General features: G+C 72.2%; 13 protein-coding genes and 1 pseudogene. 8 read left to right on the forward strand and 6 right to left on the reverse strand.

Going from position 1 to position 20581, the window contains the following annotated elements:
• Positions 1-5 precede the first annotated feature (5 nt).
• Complete coding sequence (gene mshC / locus AC24FB_RS00735) at positions 6-1286, reverse strand: cysteine--1-D-myo-inosityl 2-amino-2-deoxy-alpha-D-glucopyranoside ligase (RefSeq protein WP_425714229.1); 1281 nt, start codon at positions 1284-1286, stop codon at positions 6-8.
• A 67-nt stretch (positions 1287-1353) separates the two neighbouring features.
• Complete coding sequence (locus tag AC24FB_RS00740) at positions 1354-2217, reverse strand: undecaprenyl-diphosphate phosphatase (RefSeq protein ID WP_425714230.1); 864 nt, start codon at positions 2215-2217, stop codon at positions 1354-1356.
• Positions 2218-2274: 57 nt separating this feature from the next.
• On the opposite strand from AC24FB_RS00740, the gene AC24FB_RS00745 reads away from it, so the two are divergent.
• On the forward strand, positions 2275-3243 hold the full coding sequence (locus tag AC24FB_RS00745) for an aldo/keto reductase (protein WP_425714231.1): 969 nt from the start codon (positions 2275-2277) through the stop codon (positions 3241-3243).
• Between the two features lie 30 nt (positions 3244-3273).
• Here the strand turns inward: AC24FB_RS00745 and AC24FB_RS00750 are convergent, their stop codons facing one another.
• The gene (locus tag AC24FB_RS00750; protein ID WP_425714232.1) at positions 3274-3576 is read right to left on the reverse strand and encodes a DNA primase; all 303 of its coding nucleotides are present in this window, start codon (positions 3574-3576) and stop codon (positions 3274-3276) included.
• A 99-nt stretch (positions 3577-3675) separates the two neighbouring features.
• Between AC24FB_RS00750 and AC24FB_RS00755 the strand changes: the two genes are divergently transcribed.
• Positions 3676-3900, forward strand: coding sequence for a DUF5703 family protein (locus AC24FB_RS00755; RefSeq protein WP_425714233.1), 225 nt, complete (start codon positions 3676-3678; stop codon positions 3898-3900).
• A gap of 36 nt (positions 3901-3936) precedes the next feature.
• Here the strand turns inward: AC24FB_RS00755 and AC24FB_RS00760 are convergent, their stop codons facing one another.
• The gene (locus tag AC24FB_RS00760) at positions 3937-5253 is read right to left on the reverse strand and encodes a M20/M25/M40 family metallo-hydrolase (RefSeq protein ID WP_425714234.1); all 1317 of its coding nucleotides are present in this window, start codon (positions 5251-5253) and stop codon (positions 3937-3939) included.
• A 218-nt stretch (positions 5254-5471) separates the two neighbouring features.
• Between AC24FB_RS00760 and AC24FB_RS00765 the strand changes: the two genes are divergently transcribed.
• Together AC24FB_RS00765 and AC24FB_RS00770 are read left to right on the forward strand one after the other, a co-directional pair.
• Positions 5472-8861 carry a S8 family serine peptidase gene (locus AC24FB_RS00765; protein ID WP_425714235.1) on the forward strand — a complete coding sequence of 1130 codons (3390 nt, stop codon included), beginning with the start codon at positions 5472-5474 and terminating at the stop codon, positions 8859-8861.
• A gap of 457 nt (positions 8862-9318) precedes the next feature.
• Positions 9319-10386: an IS110 family RNA-guided transposase gene (locus AC24FB_RS00770; protein ID WP_425715765.1), complete on the forward strand. Its 1068-nt coding sequence runs from the start codon at positions 9319-9321 to the stop codon at positions 10384-10386.
• A 46-nt stretch (positions 10387-10432) separates the two neighbouring features.
• On the opposite strand, the gene AC24FB_RS00775 is transcribed toward AC24FB_RS00770, so the two are convergent.
• On the reverse strand, positions 10433-12538 hold the full coding sequence (locus tag AC24FB_RS00775; protein ID WP_425715869.1) for a M3 family metallopeptidase: 2106 nt from the start codon (positions 12536-12538) through the stop codon (positions 10433-10435).
• A gap of 69 nt (positions 12539-12607) precedes the next feature.
• Positions 12608-13798 (reverse strand): GNAT family N-acetyltransferase, encoded by a 1191-nt coding sequence (locus tag AC24FB_RS00780; protein ID WP_425715870.1) that lies wholly within the window; start codon positions 13796-13798, stop codon positions 12608-12610.
• A gap of 363 nt (positions 13799-14161) precedes the next feature.
• On the opposite strand from AC24FB_RS00780, the pseudogene AC24FB_RS00785 reads away from it, so the two are divergent.
• The 4 genes and pseudogenes from AC24FB_RS00785 to AC24FB_RS00800 form a co-directional block, all read left to right on the forward strand.
• Positions 14162-14494: pseudogene (locus AC24FB_RS00785) on the forward strand (MFS transporter); the annotation flags it as partial.
• A 90-nt stretch (positions 14495-14584) separates the two neighbouring features.
• Positions 14585-15904 carry an ISL3 family transposase gene (locus AC24FB_RS00790; RefSeq protein WP_425715872.1) on the forward strand — a complete coding sequence of 440 codons (1320 nt, stop codon included), beginning with the start codon at positions 14585-14587 and terminating at the stop codon, positions 15902-15904.
• Between the two features lie 75 nt (positions 15905-15979).
• The gene (locus tag AC24FB_RS00795) at positions 15980-16831 is read left to right on the forward strand and encodes an MFS transporter (RefSeq protein WP_487561503.1); all 852 of its coding nucleotides are present in this window, start codon (positions 15980-15982) and stop codon (positions 16829-16831) included.
• Positions 16828-20562, forward strand: a complete 3735-nt coding sequence (locus AC24FB_RS00800) for a nitrate reductase subunit alpha (RefSeq protein WP_425715874.1) — start codon at positions 16828-16830, stop codon at positions 20560-20562. Before AC24FB_RS00795 ends, AC24FB_RS00800 begins: the two co-directional genes overlap by 4 nt.
• Positions 20563-20581: the final 19 nt, after the last annotated feature.

A 20581-nucleotide genomic window follows, 5' to 3' on the forward strand; every position in this document is an offset into this window, starting at 1 on the left:
CCCCCTCACACGCCGAGGTCGACCCCCAGCAGGGCGTCGACGACGTCCCTGACCAGCGTCCCCGGCGCCCCGTCCTCCCCGGCGCCGCTCAGCACCTCCTGGGCCCAGTCGTCGACCACGCCGAGCGCACGCGGGGAGTCGAGGTCGTCGCGGAGCGCCGCCCGGACACCGTCGAGCACGGCACGCTCCCGCGCGCCGTCGGCCGAAGCCGCAGCGATCGCGGCGCGCCACGTGGCGAGCCGCTCCTTCGCCCGCTCGAGCACCTGGTCGGAGTACTCGCGGTCCGCGGAGTAGTGCCCGGCAAGCAGCGCGAGCCGGACGGCCGCAGGCTCCTCCCCCGCCTCGACCAGGCGCGAGACGAGCACGAGGTTGCCGAGCGACTTGCTCATCTTCGTGCCCTCGTAGGCCACCATCCCGCCGTGGGCGTGCAGCCGCACCGCGCCGGGGCGGTCGGCGAGGACGCGCAGGTGCGACTCGGACATCTCGTGGTGGGGGAACAGCAGGTCGCTGCCGCCGCCCTGGACGTCGATCGGGAGACCGAGGTGGACGGCCGCGATGCACGCGCACTCGATGTGCCAGCCGGGGCGACCGCGGCCGAGCCCCGCGCCGTCCCACGCGGGCTCGCCCTCCCGCGCCACCCGCCACAGCAGCGGGTCGAGGGCGTCGCGCTTGCCGGGGCGCTCCGGGTCGCCGCCGCGCTCGCCGAACACCTCGAGCATCTCCGCACGGGACATGCCGGAGACGGTCCCGAAGCTCGGGTCGGCCGAGAGGTCGGCGTACACGTCGCCGGCCGCGTCGTCGTCGAGGGCGTCGGGCGTGGGCACGCGGTAGGCGGCACCCGAGGCGAGCATGCGGCTCACGGCCTCGACGACGAGGTCGATCGACTCCACCGCGCCGACGTACGCGCTCGGCGGGACCACCCGCAGAGCCGTCATGTCCGAGCGGAACAGGTCGGTCTGCTCCTCGGCGAGGGCGCGCCAGTCGACGCCCGTGGCGGTGGCGCGCTCGAGGAGCGGGTCGTCGACGTCGGTGACGTTCTGCACGTAGGCCACCTCGACGCCCGCGTCGAGCCACGCCCGCACGAGCAGGTCGTAACCGACGTAGGTGGCGGCGTGGCCGAGGTGCGTGGCGTCGTAGGGCGTGATGCCGCAGACGTAGAGGCGACGGGTGGACTCGTCCTGCGGCTCGGGCGAGCCGCCGGGCGGCAGTCCCACGGTGGGGGTCAGGCGCACCTCCCCGCCACGGTCGGGGAGCTCGGGGACGACGGGAGCGGACCAGGACCTCACCGTTCGACCCTAGTTCGGATCGGCCCGGCGGACGGTGCCCGTCCGCGCGGGCGCGTTCCCTCCGCGCTCAGGGGGTCGCGGAGATGACGCCGCCGAGGACGAGGGCGACGATCGCGACGGCGAGGAGGATCCGGTAGACGACGAAGGGCAGGTAGGTGCGCGTGGAGACGAGCTTGAGGAACCACACGATGACCCAGTAGCCGACGACGAAGGCGACGACCGTCGCGAGGAACGTGGCGAACAGGCTCGGCTCCCCCGGTGCCGGCGGGGCGTCGCTCAGCAGGACGTCGGAGACGAGCTTGTAGAAGCCGGAGGCGACGACCGCCGGGATGGCCAGCAGGAACGAGATCCGGGCCGCCGTCTCGCGCGTGAGGCCGAGGAACAGCCCCATCGTGATCGTCGCGCCGGAGCGGGAGACGCCCGGGACGAGGGCGAGGGACTGCGCGAGGCCGAGGAGGATCGCGTCGCGCCAGGACAGGTGGTCCAGCGTCTTGACCTGCTTCGCCGTGCGGTCCGCGACCAGCAGCAGCACGCCGAACAGCGCGAGCATCGCCGCGGTGATGAACAGGTGGCGGAAGGTGGTGTCGATCCATGACTCGAGCAGCAGGCCGAGGACCCCGATGGGGATCGAGCCGACGATGACGAACCAGCCCATCCGGGCGTCCGGGTCGCTCGCGGGCAGCTGCCGCTTCCACGGTCCGACCGGCAGCGACCGGAACCAGTGGGAGATGATCCGCGCGATGTCCTTGCGGAAGTAGACGACGACCGCGGCCTCGGTGCCGAGCTGGCTGATCGCGGTGAAGGCGGCCCCCGGGTCGACCCCGGACGGCAGGAGCTCGCCGAAGATCCGGATGTGCGCCGAGGACGAGACCGGCAGGAACTCCGTGAGTCCCTGCACGATCCCGAGGACGATCGTCTCCCACCATGTCACGGGTGGACACGGTATCCGCATCCGGGGACCGCCCGGGTCGGCGGCTACCGTGACGCCATGCGCACCTCCCGCCTCGGGGCCACGGGCCTCGCCGTGTCCGCCGTCGGCCTCGGGACCATGACCTGGGGACGGGACACCGACGAGCACGACGCCGCCGAGCACCTCGATGCGTTCCTCGAGGCGGGCGGGACCGTGATCGACACGGCGGCGTCCTACGCGGACGGCGTCGCCGAGGAGATCCTCGGCGACCAGCTGGCGCGCCGGCACGTGCGCGACGACGTGGTGGTCGTCTCCAAGGCCGGCACCCGGGTCCGCGGCGGGACCGGTATGGTCGACGCCTCACGGGCGGCCCTGCTCACCGAGCTCGACGCGTCGCTCGCCCGGCTCGGCACCGACCGGGTCGACCTGTGGCTCGTCCAGCGCCCCGACCCCGAGACCACCCTGGAGGAGACGCTCGGCGCGCTCGACCACGCCGTGCGCACGGGGCGGGCCCGGTACGTCGGCCTCGCCAACCACCCCGCGTGGACGACCGCGCACGCGGCCACGCTCGCCAGGCAGCTGCTCCCCGCGCCGCACCTGGCCGCCGTCGAGGTCGAGCACTCGCTGCTCCAGCGCGGCATCGAGCGCGAGCTGCTGCCCGCCGCGCAGGCGCTCGGCATCGGGGTCATCGCCTGGTCGTCGCTCGGCCGGGGCGTGCTCGCGGGCCGCTACCGCTCGAGCATCCCGCCGTCGTCCCGGGCGGCCTCCGCGCACCTGCGCGGCTTCGTCGAGCCGTACCTCGACACGCGCTCGGCCTCGATCGCGGAGGCGGTCGCGACGGCGGCCGACGGCCTCGGGGTCTCCGCCGCCGAGGTGGCCCTCGCGTGGTCGGTCCGCTCGGGGGTCGACGTCTCGCTCGTCGGGGCCTCGAGCATCGCCCAGCTGCGCCAGACGCTGGCCGGCGCCGCGCTCGACCTGCCGGACTCGATCCAGCGCGCGCTCGACGAGATCAGCGGGATCGAGGTCGGCTACCCCGAACGCCTCTGAGGCCCGGGGCCATGCCGCGGCGGCGGGGTGCTACCGACGGTCGTCGTCGTCCTGCTCGTCGTCGTCCTCGTCGATGTCCTCGAGGTCGTCGTCCTCGTCGTCGTCGTAGTAGTCGTCGTCGTCCTCGTCGTCATCGTCGTAGAGGTCGAACGGCAGGTCGACGCCGTACGCGGTGAACAGGGCGTCGTCGTACGTGACGAACACCTCCGCGATCGTCGAGGCGGCCGCGACCACGCGCGGGGAGTCGGGGTCCTGCGCCGCCGCGGCGGCGAGGTGGTGCTCCTCGAGCGCAGCGACGAGACGGTCCAGGGCTGCACGCGGGTCGGTTGCCATGAGACCGAGCCTAGCGGTGCGCGCGCGAAGTGCCAGCCTGGGCCAGGATGGTCGAACCGGTCGCACGGCCGGGCGGCACCGACGTACCGAGGAGGCGGCATGGCCCGAGCGGGCTCGACCTACGCGAGCGACACCTTCTACGAGTTCCGGACCGTGACGATCCCCCCGGACGTCGGGCGTTCGGACGCGCGTCGCCTGCTCACCGCGGAGGCCGAGTACGGCCGCTGGGAGCTCGCGCGCTCCGTTCTCTACGAGGGCGGCCTGCGCAAGGTGGTCCTGCGTCGGCGCGCCATGCGGGTGGCCTCGACGCTCGCCGAGGGCTGAGCCGCACTCTCGACGAGGACAAGGCGGGCGGAGAGCTCAGCTCGTGCGGATGACGCGCTCGAGCACGCGGGCGCCGAAGGTGAGGGCGTCGACGTTGACCCGCTCGTCCACGCCGTGGAACATGCCGGCGAAGTCGAGCTCGGGGTCGAGGCGGAGCGGGGCGAACCCGTAGCCGGTGATGCCGAGCCGGGACAGGGCCTTGTTGTCCGTCCCGCCGGAGAGCATGTACGGCAGGACCGTCGAGCCCGGGTCCTCGGCGTCGATCGCCGCGACCATCGAGTCGACGAGGCCGCCGGAGAAGGGCACCTCGAGTCCGACGTCGGTGTGGATATCCTCGATGCGCACCCGCTCCCCCGCGAGTTCCTCGAGCGTGGCCCGCACCTCCGCCTCGTGCCCGGGCAGCGGGCGCACGTCCATCGCGGCCGTCGCGGTGCCGGGGATGACGTTCGCCTTGTACCCGGCGTCGAGCTGGGTGGGGTGGGCCGACGTGCGGATCGTCGAGCCGACGAACCGGGAGACCGGACCGAACTGCTCGACCATCGCGTCGATGCTCGCGGGGTCCTCGGGGTCGTAGGTCGCCCCGGTGAGGTCGGCGACGCCGTCGAACAGCGCGCGCACCGTCTTCGTCAGGTGCAGCGGCCACTCGTGGCGGCCGATGCGGGAGATCGCGTCGGCGAGGTGCGCGACCGCGTTGTCCTCGTTGACCTGCGAGCCGTGACCGGCCCGCCCCTCGGCCACGAGCCTGAGCCAGGCGAGCCCCTTCTCCGCGGTCTGCAGGAGATAGACGCGCTGCCCGGCGATCTGCGCGGAGAAGCCGCCGACCTCGCTGATCGCCTCGGTCGCCCCCTCGAACACGTCCGGGCGGTTGTCGACCAGCCAGTGCGCGCCGAACTTCCCGCCGGCCTCCTCGTCCGCGAGGAGCCCGACGACGAGGTCCCGCGGCGGACGCCAGCCGTCCCGACCCATCGAGCGGACGACCGCCAGGATCATCGCGTCCATGTTCTTCATGTCGACCGCGCCGCGGCCCCAGACCATCCCGTCCTTCACCTCGGCGCCGAACGGGTCGACGCTCCAGTCGTCCTTCGCCGCCGGCACGACGTCGGTGTGGCCGTGGAGGACCAGCGCACCGCGGGTGGGGTCCTCGCCGGGGATGCGCAGGAGGACGCTGGCGCGCCGCGGGGCCGACTCGACCAGCTCGGGGGCGAACCCGACCTCCGTGAGCAGGGACATCACGTGCTCGGCGGCCGCGCGCTCGCCGGGGCCGGAGCCGTCGCCGTAGTTGGAGGTGTCGATGCGGATGAGGTCGCGGCAGATCTCGAGGACCTCGTCCTCGGGCGTGATGCGGTCGGTCATGCCGACGAACCTACCTCCGACGACACCGCGCGACGGCCGTGACCATTTCGCAACCTTCCCTGGTGATCTCGGAGACCGATTCGTGACACGACCTCCGGCGGACGGTGCATGATGTGATGCGCACCATGACGGTCGATGTCGATCGTCATCTCTATGTACCGGAGGTTCAACGCGTGTCCACCCTTCCAGCTTCCAGAGCACGACGGGGAGGTGGACGGATGTTGGGTGTGGCCGCGGCCTCCTCCGCGCTCCTCGTCGGGGCCCTCGCCGTCCCCGCCTCGGCCGACGTGACCGAGCTCGACCCGCCGGACCCGGACGCCTCGCGCTTCGCGATCTCGTCCGAGACCGCTGCGGCCGTCGCCGCCGGCTCCGAGACCGGCGCCTGGTTCGTCGGCCTCGACCGCACCGCCACCGCCCTCGGCGGCAGCAGCGCGAACGTCGCGGCCCAGCAGTCGAGCTTCCTCAGCTCGGCGGCGAGCGCGGGCGTCTCGATCGACGTCCGGCACGAGTACCAGACGGTCTGGAACGGTCTCTCGATCGACGTCGCCGACTCGGACATCGACGCGATCCTCGCGATGCCCGGGGTGACCGGCGTGTGGCCCGTCGAGATCGTCGACTCGCCGCAGACCCTGCCGAACAACTCCCCCGACCTCTACTCGGCGGTCACCATGACCGGCGCGGACGTCGCGGTCAGCGAGCTCGGCTTCGACGGCACCGGCGTCCACGTGGCCGTGATGGACACCGGCATCGACTACGACCACCAGGACTTCGGCGGCTCGGGCACCCCCGGCGGCACCTCCTTCCCGACCGAGCGCGTGACCACCGGCTACGACTTCGTCGGCGACTCCTACAACGCCGACCCCAGCTCCCCCGCCTACCAGCCGGTCCCCCAGCCGGACGGCGACCCGGACGACTGCCAGGGCCACGGCACGCACGTGGCCGGCATCGTCGGCGCGAACGGCGACACCACCACGGGTGGCGTCGTCGGCGTGGCCCCCGGCGTGACCTTCGGCGCCTACCGGGTCTTCGGCTGCGACGGCTCGACCGAGACCGACATCATGAACGCCGCGATGGAGCGCGCGTACGCGGACGGCGCGGACGTCCTCAACATGTCGATCGGCTCGGCCTTCGCCGGCTGGAGCGACTACCCCACCTCCGTGCTCGCCTCCCGACTGCACGACCTCGGCATGACCGTCACCGCGTCCATCGGCAACGAGGGCGACTACGGCCCCTGGGCCGCCGGCGCCCCCGGCAACGGCGACACCGTCATCGGCGTGGCCATGTACGACAACACCGAGGTCCTCACCGACGCCTTCCGGGTCGGCCCCGAGGACGAGCTGGTCGGCCACATGCCCGCCACGGGAGCCCCCGCGGGCGAGCCCGGTACCGAGTACACCGAGATCACCTCCGCCGGTGAGCCGGGGACGGCCGAGGCGCAGGGCTGCGAGCCCTACACCGAGGACCTCACCGGTCAGCTCGTGCTCGTCGAGCGCGGCAACTGCACCTTCCACATCAAGGCCGCCAACGCCGAGGCGGCGGGCGCCGCCGCGGTGATCATCTACAACAACGCGCCGGGACTGCTCAGCGCGACCGTCGAGGGCGACCCGGCGGTCACCGTGCCGACGACCTTCGTCGACCAGGCCACCGGCCAGGACCTCGTCTCGCGGATCGGCAGCGAGGGCTTCTCGATCACGTGGACCGACGAGCAGGTCCAGACGGTCAACCCGTCCGGCGGCCTCGTCAACCCGGGCTCGTCCTGGGGCGGCACCGCGGGGCTCGACCTCAAGCCGAACCTCGGCGCACCGGGCGGGTCGATCTACGCGACCTACCCGCTCGAGGAGGGCGGTTACGCCACCCTCACGGGCACCTCGATGGCCGCCCCGCACGCCGCGGGCGCCGTCGCGCTCTACCTCGAGGCGCACCCCGGCACCGACTCGGGCCTCATCCGGGACGTCCTGCAGAACTACGCCGAGCCCTCGATGTGGGCCGACAACCCGACCCTCGGGATCGTCGACGCCGTGCACCGTCAGGGCGCGGGCCTCATCCAGATCGACGAGTCCATCCAGGCCGGCGTCATCGCCAGCCCGGGTCAGCTCGTCCTCGGTGAGTCCGAGGGCGGCCCGACCTCCGGCGAGGTCACGCTGACCTCGACCTCCGACGCCGACGTCACGTACTCGATCTCGACCGTCGACGCGGTCGCGACCACCGGGTCGTGGAACTACGGCGTCTACGAGGGCACCTCGACGTACGCGGGACCGACCTCGGTCACCGTCCCCGCTGGCGGCACCGCGACCTTCTCGTACGCGATCACCCCGTCCGCGGGGCTCGAGGAGCTCGGCGCCCAGTACGGCGGCTACGTCGTCCTCACGCCGGGCGACGAGTCCGTCGAGCCGATCTCGCTGCCCTTCTACGGGTTCGCGGGTGACTACCAGTCGGTCAACCTGCTCGAGCCCGTGCTCGAGGACAGCGAGGAGGACGGCGCGCTCGGCGTGCTCGTCGAGTGCACCCGCTTCGTCGGCGAGCAGTGCGAGGCCGGCGCGTCCTTCGGGCTCCCCGAGCCGGGGGCGACCTACTCCCTCGAGCGGTTCGACCGCCCGGGTGCGGTGTGGACGCTCGAGCACAACGCCCAGGAGGTCACCCTCCGCGCGTTCCCGGCCGACGAGGCCGAGGCCCGCACGAACGGCCGCATCGTCCGCACCGAGGACACCGTCGGCCTCTCGGCCGGCATCGAGTTCTGGGAGTGGGACGGCACCGTGCTGACCGACGACCGCACCGAGCGGGTGGCGCTGCCGGACGGCGACTACGTCCTCGAGCTCACCGCGGTCGCCGCCCTGGGCTCCGAGGAGGCCGGCGAGTTCGAGCGCTGGACCTCCGAGCCGTTCACGGTCGACCGTGACGGCGACGTCCCGCCGCCGCCGTCCACCGGTCCCGCCTCGACGTTCTTCGCGTCGAACACCTGGGCCGACGGTCCCGCCGAGTACACCTACGAGTTCGGGCGACCGGGCGACGAGGTCCTCGTGGGCGACTGGGACGGCGACGGGGTCGACACGGTCTCCGTGCGACGCGGCAACCGCTACCTCGTCAACAACGAGCGTCTCGGCAACGCGGCGGTGGACGAGATCCACTACGGCCGCGCGAACGACGTCGTGCTCGTCGGCGACTGGGACGGCGACGGCTTCGACACCTTCACGGTCCGCCGTGGTGCCGAGTACTTCGTCAGCAACACGATGGAGTCCGGCTGGGCGGACGCCGAGGTGACCTACGGTCGCGCCGGCGACGAGGTCGTCGTGGGCGACTTCGACGGCGACCGGACGGACTCCCTCACGGTGCGCCGCGGGAACGAGTACTTCGTGGCCAACACCATCCGCGACGGCTGGGCGGACTCCGTGTTCGCCTACGGCCACGACGACGACGTGACCTACGTCGGCGACTGGGACGGCGACGAGGTCGACACGCTCCTCGTCCGCCGCGGGAACGAGTACTTCCTGCGCAACTCCCTGACCGGCGGCTGGGCGGAGCAGACGATCCGCTACGGCCGACCGGACGACGTCGTCCACGTCGGCGACTGGGACGGCAACGGGACCGACACCCTGACGGTCCAGCGCTGACCCGCTGAACGAGGAAGGGGCCCCCGCCGATGGCGGGGGCCCCTTCTGTCGTGTCACCGTCGAGATTGCGGTTCGTCGTCGTCGAGATTGCGGTTCGTCGTCGTCGAGATTGCGGTTGGGGCCCCAACCGCAATCTCGGTGAGCACCAACCGCTGTGAGTGTGGGGGTGGCTGGTCTGGGACTGGCTGGCAGGGTGGTGGTTGGTCGTTCCGCTCGTGGGTGTGACTCGGCGAACCGCAGACCCCTTGTTGGGGGTGTCTGGAGATTGATCTGTCCGCCCATGGGTGGGGTGGCCGGCACCGTCCTGGCCCATCTCGGAGACCTGATCAGAAGGTTGTCCGCCACTGGTGTGGCGTGACTCGTCACAGTGTTGTCCCGAGGTGACTCCTACCCAGAACGGCACCGGCCACCAGCGGCCGGACCATTCACTCATTGGTAGGAAGGACACCAGGCCGCTATGGCTATCGTCGCGCACTCCCATCCGTTCGTCATCGGGGTCGACACCCACGCCCAGACCCATTCGTTGGCGGTGCTGGCCGCCCGCGGCGAGCTGATCGATTCTGCCCAGTTCCCGACCACGCCTGCGGGCATGGCCCGCGCGATCGCCTGGGCCGCTCGCCGCACCGGGGCCGATATGGCCGCGTTGTGGGTCATCGAGGGCGCCGCGTCCTACGGCGCGACCCTGGCCGGCGTTGTCCAGGACGCCGGCTATCAGGTCGTGGAGGCCGCGCGGATGAACCCGCGCGGGAACCGGGGCGTGGGTAAGTCCGATGCCCTGGATGCCTACCGCATCGCGGCCGCGGTCCTCCCGCTTCAGGTCAGCCGGCTGCGGCACCTCCGCGCCGCTAGTGGGGTCCGGGCCGCGCTGCGGGTCCTGCTCACCGCCCGCGAGCAGATGAACAGTGAGCGTACCGCGGCCACGAACGCGTTGACCGCGCTGCTGCGCGTCAGCGACCTGGGTATCGATGCGCGCCGGGCCCCGGGCAAGAAGGTGATCGCCATGATCAGCCGGTGGCGCGAGCGCGATGAGGACATCGCCACCGCGACCGCCCGCAGCGAGGCCGTCCGCCTGGCCGCCCAGATCCTGGCGTTGGACGTCGAGCTCGCCACGAACAAGAAGCGCATCACCGTTCTGGTCAAGTCCAGCCTGGCCGCGCCGCTGCTCGAGATGCATGGTGTCGGGCCGATCACCGCGGCCGTGTCACTGACCGTGTTCTCCCACCCGGGCCGGTTGCGTTCCGAGGCCGCGTTCGCGGCCCTGGCCGGGGTCAGCCCGATCCCGGCCTCCTCGGGCAACACCGTGCGACACCGCCTCAACCGCGGGGGCGACCGGCAACTCAACCGCGTCCTGCATACCGCGGTCGTGACCCGGATGAGTCACGACCCCGAGACCCGCGCCTACGTCGAACGCCGCGCCGGCGAGCACCGCACCAAGGCCGAGATCCGCCGCTGCCTCAAGCGCTACCTCGCCCGCCGCATCTACCGCACCCTCAACAGCACCCCCGAACCCACCATGGCCGCTTGACGAAACATAGAAGGATCAATCTCGATGAGGCGGGGGCGGTCGACCGTCAGTCGGTGAGGCCCCGGCGGGCGAGGAGCGGCTCGATCGACGGCGTCCTGCCGAGGAGCGTTTCGACCGACACCAGCGGGTCGCGCGAGTTGCCGCGCGAGAGCAGCTCGGCGCGGAAGACCTCGCCGGCCTCCCGGGTGAGTCCGAGGTTGCCGCCGTCGTGCGCTCGGAACCAGTCGACGGTCTCGGCGTCGAGCACCTCGGACCAGATGTAGGCGTAGTAGCTCGCGTCGTACCCGCCGCCGAAGGAGTGGTTGAGGTACGTCGTCCGGTACCGCGGGGGGATCCGCGGGTCGACGAGCCCGGCGTCGGCGAGCGCGGCGGCCTCGAACGGGAGGACGCCCTCGTCGTCGGAGGGGACCTCGTCCGGGCCGATCCGGTGCCACGCCTGGTCGACGAGTGCGGCGCCGAGGTACTCGGAGGTCGCGAAGCCCTGGCCGTACGCCCCCATCGACCGCAGCCGCTCGGCGACCCCGGCGTCGAGCGGCTCGCCGGTGACGTGGTGACGTGCGAAGGACGCGAGCACCTCGGGGTGCTCCATCCACTGCTCGTTGACCTGCGAGGGGTACTCGACGAAGTCCCGCGGCAGGGCGGTCCCCGCGAAGCCCGGGTAGCGCGCGGACGTGAGCAGGGAGTGCAGCGTGTGCCCGAACTCGTGGAAGAGCGTGCGCACCTCGTCCCAGGTCAGCAGGGTCGGCTCGCCGGCCGGCGGGCGGGTGACGTTGGCGTTGTTGACGACGACCGGTGCCTTTCCCGTCAGCTCCGAGGCGGAGACGAGGTCGTGCATCCAGGCGCCGCCCCGCTTGTGCTCGCGCGCGTAGAAGTCGCCGACGAACAGTCCGAGCGCCGTGCCGTCCTCCTCGCGGACCTCCCACACGCGCACGCCGTCGGCGTAGCCGGGGATGTCGGGTCGCTCGGTGAAGGTGAGGCCGTAGAGCCGGCCGGCGGCGAGGAACACGCCGTCGGTGAGGACGGCGTCGAGCTCGAGGTAGGGCCGCAGCACGGCGTCGTCGACCTCGAACCGCTCGGTGCGCAGGCGCTCGGAGTAGTAGGACCAGTCCCCCGCGCCGAGCTCGCCGGCGTCGGCGGGCCGCTCCGGGTCGGCCGCGGCCAGGGCGGCGAGCTCCTCGGCCTCCGCCGCGGCGTTGCGCGCGGCCGGCGCCGCGAGGCGGGCGAGCATCGCGGCGATCGCGTCGGAGTCGGGCGCAGTGGCCCCGCGCGCGACGATCTCCGCGTGGTGCTCGGCCCCCAGCAGCTGGGCGCGCTCGGCGCGCGCCCGGGCGATGGCCCGCACGAGGGCGCGCGTGTCGGTGGCGGGGTCCGCGCCGGTGCCGCGGGCGACGGACCTCCCGAGCAGCTCGGCGCGGGTGGCCGGGTCGGTGAGCTCGGTCAGCAGCGGCTGCTGGGTCGGCAGGACGTAGGTGATGAGGTGGTCGGCCCCGTCCGCGGCCCCGGGGCGCGCCGCGGCGGACTCGGCCAGCGCCCGGCGCCGGCCCTCGTCGAGCCCGGCGAGCGCGGCCTCGTCGCGCACGGGCAGCGCCGCGGCGGCCATCCCGGCGGCCGCGCGGTTGCGGAAGTCGGTCGTCAGCTCGGCGATCTCGGCGTTGAGCGCCCGCAGGCGCGCCGTGCCGGCCTCGTCGAGCCCGACCCCGCGGCGCTCGAACCCGCGCACGTACTCGTCGACCGCCCAGGCATCCTGCTCGTCGAGACCCCCCGCGTCCTTGAGCGTGCGGAACCGGTCGTAGATGCGGGCGTCGAGCCAGAAGGCATCGCCGTGCGCGGAGGACTCGGGCGCGGTCTCGGCGGAGATGGCGTCGTACTCCGGCCCTCCGACGGAGCCGGCGAGCGTCGAGAGCACGACCGAGGCGCGCGTGAGCAGGTCGCCCGAGACCTCGAGCGCGGCGAGCGTGTTGGCCACGGTCGGGGCCGCCGGGTCGGTCGCGACGGCCTCCCACTCGGCGCGCTGCGCCGCCCGGCCGGCGCGCAGCGCGGGCAGCAGGTGCTCGGGCCGGATCGCCTCGAACTCCGGCATCCCGAACGGGAGCGGCGAGGGGCGGGAGAACGGGTTGGACTCGGGCAGGGTGACGACGTCGGGGCTGGTCATCCCCCCATCGTCGCACCACTGGCCGGACGTCCCGGAACACACCTCCGGGCGCCCCGCCGACTCAGCCGGTCAGGCGTCGAGCCGCTCCCTGCCGAGCACGGCGGGGATGTCCGGCGGGAAGAACCCCGGCCCCTTGAGCACCTTGCCGTCCTCCCGGTAGATCGGCCGGCCGTCCGCCCCGAGCTTGGACATGTTCGACGCCTGGATCTCCCCCAGCACGGCCGGCAGCGGGATCCCACACTCGAGCGCCATCCCGTACGCCACGTAGACGAGGTCGCCGAGCGCGTCCGCCACCTCGACCGTGTCCCGGGTGCCGTCGTCGGCCTCGACCGCGCGGGCGAACGCCTCGGTGAGGATCGCCTCCGCCCGCTCGCCGTAGACCGCCCCGACCAGCTCCGCCGCCTCCTCGACCACGAGCCCGGTCCGCATGTGCACCCGGTCGATGTCGGCGTCGGGTCCCGTGGTGACGACCGGCAGCCCGTACGTCGCGTGGAACTGGCGCACGAGCGCCTCGGGGTCGCGCGGGTCCGGCGTCGCCGTCCCCGTCCCGGGTGCGACCTCCTCGTCCGACACCCCGCCCACGCCCGACGCCGCAGCCTCGCCCTCCGGTCCGGCCTCGCCTCGCGTCACGTCCCCGCCCGACGACGATCCCGCACCGCCCGGCCCCGCCGCCCCCTCGCGGGCCGGACCGTCCCAGGGCGCCGCCGGCTCTCGGGGGTCGGTGGCGAGCAGGGTGGCCCGCAGGCCGTCGTGCAGCCGCCCCTTGTTCGTGAAGGCGGCACGGGAGAGTCCCTCGGAGCGGAACCCGTGCCGCCAGACGGCCCGCCAGGAGTCCCAGTTCGGGTCCCCGTCGTGGATCTCGGCGGCCCAGCCGACGGCGGCGACGCCCCGCGCGAACAGCTCGTCGAGGACGAGGTCGAGCGCCAGGGCGAGGAGCCCGCGCCCGCGGCCTCCCGGCGCCATCCAGTACCCGAGCTCGGTCCGGGCCCCCGGCCGCACCGGACCGCACGAGATCATCCCGACGAAGGTCGACCCGTCCGGTCCGATCTCCCGCACGGCCCAGTGCGGGGTGTCGAGCTCCCAGCCGCGCACCGCGACGTCGCGGACGTAGGTCTCGGCGTCGTTCCGGGTGTACGGCGAGGGGACGGTCGTCCACTCCTGGATCTCCGGGTCCTGGCAGGCCGCCAGGACCGCCTCGACGTCCGCCTCGGTGGGCGTGGAGAGCTCGACGACGCCGTCGGTCAGGGTGAAGGGCTGCATGCCGAGATCGTAGGCACGGCGGACGGAACGCCGAACGCGCCCGGACCGTCGCCCCGGCGCGTGACCGGCATCCACCCGGGTTACCGCTCAGCGTCCGGCCGCCCGATGACGACACCTCCGAATGCGACCTGCGCGGCGTCCAGAGAAATGCATCCATTTCCCGTCCGTTCGTGTCTCATATGCCCGAAATGCACCCCGCTTAATTTCGCCAACGATGCCTTTCCTAATTTAAAGGTGGTTATGCTCGGGAAAGTCAGTGAATGGCCGGGGAGGGTGGACGTGGACGCAGCGACAGGATCCGCAGTCACGGACACGGGCACGGGGCCGCGGACGCGCGCGCTCGTGCTCGCGACCGTCGGGTTCATGCTGAACTTCTGGGCCTGGGCGCTGCTGAGCCCGCTAGGCTCGACGTTCGTCGAGAAGGGCCTGACGGCGGACTCCGCGCTGCTCGTGGCGGTCCCCGTGCTCGTCGGCTCGCTCGGCCGGATCCCGGTCGGCGCGCTGACCGACCGGTACGGCGGGCGGGTGATGATGCCGCTCATCTCGCTCGTGAGCATCGTCCCGGTGCTGTTTCTCGGATTCTTCGGGCAGGACAGCTACGCGGCGCTTCTCGTCGGCGGTTTCTTCCTCGGCATCGCGGGAACGGTGTTCGCCGTCGGGGTCCCTTTCGTGGCTCTTGGGACATTCGGTAGGGGCGACGCGCGCGGGGTGAGGTCCGCCGGGTAGGGGTCGAGGTCCCCGAGGATCAGAAGCGCTAACTCTCTGATCGACCACGAGGACCTCGACGTGTCTCACGATACTTCCGCGCGCCCGAACACCCCCGAGAGCACCATTTCGTGTGGACGATGCGACCTGCTGCTCGGACTCGACGGCGTCCATGTCGAGCACGTCGCCCGCGCAGAGACGGTGATGACGATCACGGTGTCGACCAGCCTCGGTCCGGCGGGATGTCCGGACTGCGGCGTGATCGCGACAGGGCGCGGGCGTCGCGTCCGTGTGCTGCGCGACGTCCCCGGCGACGCCCGGGTCGACTTGCGGTGGCGGCAACGTGTGTGGCGATGCGACGAGCCCGGGTGCGCCCGGCGAGTGTTTGTCGAGGACGTGCCCGCACTCGTCGCCCGTCGCGGGTCGATCACTCGCCGCGCGGTCGCGTGGGCAATCGGACAGCTCCGCCGCGAACACGCGACCGTCCGTGGCCTCGCCCGCCAGATGGGAACATCGTGGAAGACGCTCTGGCGCGCCATCCGGCCCGTCCTCGAAGGCCTCGCAGGCTCCGAGGCCCGCTTCGCCGGCGTGCGGACACTCGGCGTCGACGAACACGTCTGGCATCACATCGACCCGCGTAAGCGCGGCCCGAAGGAACTGACGGGGATGGTCGACCTCACTCGCGACGAGGACGGCGTCACCCATGCGCGTCTGCTGGACCTCGTGCCCGGCCGGTCTGGGAAGGCCTACGCGGGCTGGCTGGCAGACCGCGGCCCGGCGTTCCGTGACGGCGTCGAGGTTGCAGCTCTCGACCCGTTCGCGGGATACAAGACCGCGATCGATGAGCAGCTCGATGACGCGACCGCGGTGCTCGACGCGTTCCACGTCGTCAAGCTCGGAACAGGCGCGGTCGACGAGGTGAGGCGGCGTGTCCAACAGGAGACGCTCGGGCATCGCGGACGGAAGGGCGACCCGCTCTACGGGATCCAGACCATCTTGCGCGCCGGACGGGAACGCCTCACCGAGAAGCAGCGCGCTCGCCTGGCCCGGGCGATCGAGGCCGACCCCGCGCACGAGGAAGTGCTCGTCGCGTGGCAGTGCGCCCAACAGCTCCGCGACGCGTATCGACAGGACAACCTCGCCGCGGGACGCCAGATCGCCGAGCAGGTCGTCGCGTCGTTCTCGTCGTGTCCGATCCCGGAGATCGCGAGGCTGGGACGGACATTGAAGCGCTGGAAGGACGCGTTCCTCGCCTACTTCGGCACGAGCCGCGCGAACAACGGCGGCACTGAGGCGATCAACGGCATCATCGAGCTCCACCGACGACTCGCCCGCGGGTTCCGCAACCGAGACAACTATCGACTCCGGATGCTCCTCGCCGCGGGCGGCCTCACGCCATGACCCCTACCGGATGTCCCAAGAGCCCCTTTCGTCAACTCGTGGTTCCCGCCGAGCGGGCGGGGCCTCGCCCTGGGCATCTACGGCGCCGGCATGGTCGGCACCGCGATCTCCGCGTTCACCACCGTGCCCCTCTACGTCGAGGCGGGCGAGACGATCCCGTTCCTCGTCGCCGCCGTGGTGCTCGCCGCCTACGCGGTGACCGCCTGGTTCCTCATGAAGGACGCACCGGGCTGGACCCCCTCGCGCACCTCGATGGTCGCCAAGGTCGGCGCAGCCGCCAAGCTGCCACTGACCTGGCAGGCGATGTACCTCTACGCCATCGCGTTCGGCGGGTACGTCGCGTTCTCCGTCTACCTGCCGACCTACCTGCAGAACGAGTACGGGCTCGACCCGGGCGACGCCTCCGCGCGGATGGGCGGGTTCGTCGTCCTCGCCGTCGCCTGCCGCGTGATCGGCGGGCTGCTCGCCGACCGGATCGGCGCCGTGACGACCCTGCTCACGTCCTACGTCACGGTGACCGCGATGGCGGTCGTCCTCAGCATCAACCCCTCGCTCGGCGGCATCGGCACCGTGGCCTTCCTCGTCATGGCGATCGGCCTCGGCCTCGGCACGGGCGCCGTGTTCGGTCTCGTCGGCCAGGCCTCCGACCCCGCGAAGGTCGGCGCGATCACCGGCCTGGTCGGGGCCGCCGGCGGCCTGGGCGGCTTCGTCCCCCCGCTCATCCTCGGCCAGCTGTGGATCAACCAGTCCAACTACGGGCTCGGGCTCCTCGCCCTCGCGGTCGCCGCCGCGGGCGCCATCGTCATCACGCTCATGGTGGGCCGGGCCGCGAGACGCAGGGCCGCCGACGTCGGCACCCCCGCCACCACCACCTCGTCCGACGACGCCGCACCGGGCGCCACCACCGACCACGGGAGGACCTCATGACCGTCAAGGACTCCGACCGAGGCACCGCGGCCGGGCTCGACAGCTCGCTGTCCGACGCCCTCATCGGCGTGCGGAAGATGTTCTCGAAGGCGCCGGTCTCGACCGACAACCGGGAGATCCACTACGAGGGCGGCCGCTCGGGCGACTCCTTCTACCGGGACCGGTGGAGCCACGACAAGGTGGTCCGCTCCACCCACGGCGTCAACTGCACGGGGTCGTGCTCGTGGAAGGTCTACGTCAAGGACGGGATCATCACCTGGGAGTCGCAGCAGACCGACTACCCCTCGACCGGGCCCGATCGCCCGGAGTACGAGCCGCGGGGCTGCCCGCGCGGCGCCTCCTTCTCCTGGTACACGTACTCGCCCACGCGGGTGCGCTACCCCTACGTGCGCGGCGAGCTCGTGAGGATGTTCCGCGAGGCGAGGGCGCAGGTCCCCGGCGGCGACCCGGTGCTCGCGTGGAAGTCGATCGTCGAGGACCCGGAGAAGGCCCGCCGGTACAAGTCGGCGCGCGGCAAGGGCGGCCTCGTGCGGGCCACGTGGAACGAGGCGGTCGACATCGTCGCCGCCGCCTACGTCTACACGGTCAAGGAGCTCGGCCCGGACCGGGCCACCGGGTTCTCCCCCATCCCCGCGATGAGCCAGGTGTCCTTCTCCTCGGGCGCCCGCTTCCACCAGCTCATCGGCGCCTCGATGCTCAGCTTCTACGACTGGTACGCCGACCTGCCGCCCGCCTCGCCGCAGGTCTTCGGCGACCAGACCGACGTCCCGGAGTCGGGCGACTGGTGGGACGCGTCCTACCTCATCATGTGGGGCTCCAACGTCCCGCTCACCCGCACGCCGGACGCCCACTGGATGACCGAGGCCCGCTACCGGGGCCAGAAGGTCATCTCCGTGGCGCCGGACTACGCGGAGAGCGTGAAGTTCGCCGACGAGTGGCTCTCCCCGCACCCGGGCACGGATGCCGCCCTCGCGATGGCGATGGGCCACGTCATCCTCCGCGAGTTCTTCGTCGAGTCCCCCACCGCGTACTTCACGGACTACGTCACCAGCTACACCGACCTGCCGTTCCTCGTGGAGGTCACGCAGGACGAGCACGGCACGTGGCGGTCCGGGAAGTTCGTCGTCGCCGAGGACCTCGGCGCGGACCTCGTGGGCGAGGAGGCGAGCACCGAGCACGCCGCGTTCAAGCCCGTCGTCCTCGACGCCGCCACCGGGCGGCCCGCCGTCCCCGGCGGCACGCTGGGCCACCGCTTCGCCGCGGACGGCGAGGGGCGCTGGAACCTCGAGCTCGGCGACATCGTGCCCGCGCTCGGCCTGCTCGAGCACGCCGAGGAGTCGGTCGAGGTCGCGCTGCCCCGGTTCGACACCGCGGACCAGGGCGAGGCCCACGACGTGCTGCGCGGCGTGCCGGTGCGGCGGGTCGGCGACCGCCTCGTCACCACGGTCTACGACCTCCTGCTCGCCCGGTACGGGGTGAGCCGTCCCGGCCTGCCCGGGCAGTGGCCCACGGGCTACGAGGACGCCACCCAGCCTGCGACCCCGGCCTGGCAGGAGGCGATCACCGGTGTCCCCGCGGCCGCGGCCGCCCGGATAGCCCGCGAGTTCGCCGCCAACGCGCGGGACTCCAAGGGCCGCTCGATGATCATCATGGGCGCCGGCACGAACCACTGGTTCCACTCCGACACGATCTATCGCACGTTCCTCACGCTGACGAACCTCACCGGCTGCCAGGGCGTCAACGGCGGCGGCTGGGCGCACTACGTGGGCCAGGAGAAGGTCCGCCCCATCAGCGGGTGGCTGCACCTCGCCAACGCCCTGGACTGGTCCCGCCCGCCGCGCCAGATGACGCAGACGACCTACTGGTACATGCACACCGACCAGTGGCGCTACGACCAGTTCGGCGCCGACCGGCTCGCCGCGCGCACGGGCGCCGGCTCGTTCGCCGGCACCACGACCGCCGACGCCGTGGCCCTGTCCCAGCGCCTGGGCTGGCAGCCCTACTTCCCGCAGTTCGACATCAGCTCCCTCGACGTCGCCGACCGCGCGAAGGAGGCGGGCCAGGAGACGATCCCCTACCTGGTCGACCAGCTCAAGCAGGGCGGGATCAGCTTCGCCGCCGAGGACCCGGACGCCCCGCAGAACTACCCGCGGATCTGGTCGATGTGGCGCGCGAACACGCTCGGCAGCTCCGCCAAGGGCGACCAGTACTTCCTCAAGCACCTGCTCGGGGTGGACAACGACGTGCGGGCGGAGGAGACGCCGCCGGAGTTCCGGCCGCGCGACGTCACGTGGCGGGACGAGGCGCCGGCGGGGAAGATCGACCTCGTCCTCACGCTCGACTTCCGGATGACCTCGACGACCCTGCACTCGGACGTCATCCTTCCGGCGGCCACCTGGTACGAGAAGCACGACCTCTCGACGACGGACATGCACCCCTTCGTCCACTCGTTCAACCCGGCGATCTCCTCGCCCTGGCAGTCGCGCACCGACTGGGACTCGTGGGGCACGATCGCCAAGCGGTTCAGCGAGCTCGCCGTCGGCCACCTCGGGACGCGGACCGACGTCGTCGCCTTCCCCCTCCAGCACGACTCCCCGGACGCGATGGCGACCCCCCGGGGCAAGGTCCTCGACTGGAAGAAGGGCGAGTGCGAGCCCGTCCCGGGCAGGACGCTGCCGAAGCTGGTCGAGGTCGAGCGGGACTACACGAAGATCCACGAGAAGTTCACGTCCGTGGGCCCGCTCCTCGAGAAGCTCGGCATGACGACGAAGGGCGTCACCTACGACGTGCGCGAGGACGTCGAGGAGCTGAGGGCGCTCAACGGCCGCGTGGAGTCGGGCGTGGGGGCCGGTCAGCCGAGCCTCGAGACCGACCTCAAGGCAGCGGAGTTCATCCTGCGACTGTCCGGCACCACCAACGGCGAGATGGCACTCCAGGGCTTCCGCACGCTGGAGAGACGCACCGGCGTCCGCCTCGCGGACCTCGCGGAGGAGAACGCCGGCCGGCACGTGACGTTCAAGGACACCCAGGCGGCCCCGGTGCCGGTGGTCACCTCGCCCGAGTGGTCCGGGTCCGAGACCGGCGGGCGGCGCTACTCGCCGTTCACGATCAACGTCGAGCGGCGCAAGCCCTGGCACACCCTCACCGGGCGCCAGCACTTCTACCTCGACCACGACTGGATCCTCGAGATGGGCGAGTCGCTGCCGGTGTTCCGCCCGCCGCTCGACATGACGGCGCTGTTCGGCGAGACGCGGGTGGGCGAGCGCAGCGGGGACGGCATCGCCGTCCGCTACCTCACGCCCCACAACAAGTGGGCGATCCACTCGATGTACATGGAGAACTTCTTCATGATGAACCTGTCCCGCGGCGGGCAGACGATCTGGATGAGCGTCGAGGACGCCGAGGCCGTGGGCATCGCGGACAACGACTGGATCGAGGCAGTCAACCGCAACGGTGTCGTCTCGGCCCGGGCGGTCGTCAGCCACCGGATGCCGCGCGGCACGGCGTTCATGCACCACGCGCAGGACCGCACGGTCAACGTGCCGCTGTCCGAGACCTCGGGCCGCCGCGGCGGCATCCACAACTCGCTCACGCGGATCATGCTCAAGCCGAGCCACCTGGTCGGCGGGTACGCCCAGCTGGCCTTCGCCTTCAACTACTACGGCCCCACCGGCAACCAGCGCGACGAGGTCACCGTGATCCGCCGCCGCACCACGCCGGTCGAGTACTGACCGCCCCCGCCACCGAAGG

This window comes from Georgenia sp. Z1344 (genome assembly GCF_057652375.1).

What these genes read in the sequence shown, in the direction of transcription:
- AC24FB_RS00765 (WP_425714235.1), top strand. Translation starts at nt 5,472, where the DNA reads ATGTTGGGTGTGGCCGCGGCCTCCTCCGCGCTCCTCGTCGGGGCCCTC.
- AC24FB_RS00760 (WP_425714234.1), bottom strand. Translation starts at nt 5,253, where the DNA reads ATGACCGACCGCATCACGCCCGAGGACGAGGTCCTCGAGATCTGCCGC.
- AC24FB_RS00800 (WP_425715874.1), top strand. Translation starts at nt 16,828, where the DNA reads ATGACCGTCAAGGACTCCGACCGAGGCACCGCGGCCGGGCTCGACAGC.
- AC24FB_RS00755 (WP_425714233.1), top strand. Translation starts at nt 3,676, where the DNA reads ATGGCCCGAGCGGGCTCGACCTACGCGAGCGACACCTTCTACGAGTTC.
- AC24FB_RS00775 (WP_425715869.1), bottom strand. Translation starts at nt 12,538, where the DNA reads ATGACCAGCCCCGACGTCGTCACCCTGCCCGAGTCCAACCCGTTCTCC.
- AC24FB_RS00770 (WP_425715765.1), top strand. Translation starts at nt 9,319, where the DNA reads ATGGCTATCGTCGCGCACTCCCATCCGTTCGTCATCGGGGTCGACACC.
- AC24FB_RS00780 (WP_425715870.1), bottom strand. Translation starts at nt 13,798, where the DNA reads ATGCAGCCCTTCACCCTGACCGACGGCGTCGTCGAGCTCTCCACGCCC.
- AC24FB_RS00750 (WP_425714232.1), bottom strand. Translation starts at nt 3,576, where the DNA reads ATGGCAACCGACCCGCGTGCAGCCCTGGACCGTCTCGTCGCTGCGCTC.
- AC24FB_RS00745 (WP_425714231.1), top strand. Translation starts at nt 2,275, where the DNA reads ATGCGCACCTCCCGCCTCGGGGCCACGGGCCTCGCCGTGTCCGCCGTC.